At 40.8% G+C, this 586-nt stretch carries 1 pseudogene; it reads left to right on the plus strand.

From position 1 onward, the window contains the following. Positions 1–586 (plus strand): annotated as a pseudogene (locus WFH18_RS17670) (IS4-like element ISAbe18 family transposase); the annotation flags it as partial.

Genomic DNA, 586 nt, shown 5'->3' on the forward strand with positions numbered 1-586 from the left:
ACTCAAAAGCCAGCATGAAACTCAGCATAGGATTGAATCACAGCAATGATATTCCTGAGTTTGTTGCAGTTGAAAATGGCAAAGAAAATGACATGGTACAAGGCCGCAAATTCCAGTTTCCTGCTGGCAGCATTGTAGTTTTTGATAAAGGCTATGTCGATTACCAATGGTATGCAAATCTGACTGCTCAAAACATTGGATTTGTCACACGTTTTAGGCCTAAATCTGTGTATCAGGTGATCCAGCAACATCCAGTGCTTGAATCCAAAGGTATTCTAAAAGATGAAACCATTCAGCTGAATAGCGCACATGCCCTAAAAAGAAAAGCCCCAGTGTTAAGAAGAATTGAATATAGAGATCAGCAAAGTGGCAAGCACTTTAGCTTTCTCAGCAATAACTTTCATTTAGCCGCCTCCACCATTGCGGCGATTTATAAAGATCGTTGGAAAGTTGAGCTGTTCTTTAAGGCGATTAAGCAGAATCTCAAATTAAAAGCGTTTCTAGGCCGCAGCAGGAACGCAATTCAGACACAAATCTGGATTGCGATGATCGCCTATTTATTGGTGAGTTTCGCTCAACATTTAGG

This window comes from Acinetobacter sp. USHLN143 (assembly GCF_037145695.1).
Classification (GTDB): domain Bacteria; phylum Pseudomonadota; class Gammaproteobacteria; order Pseudomonadales; family Moraxellaceae; genus Acinetobacter; species Acinetobacter fasciculus.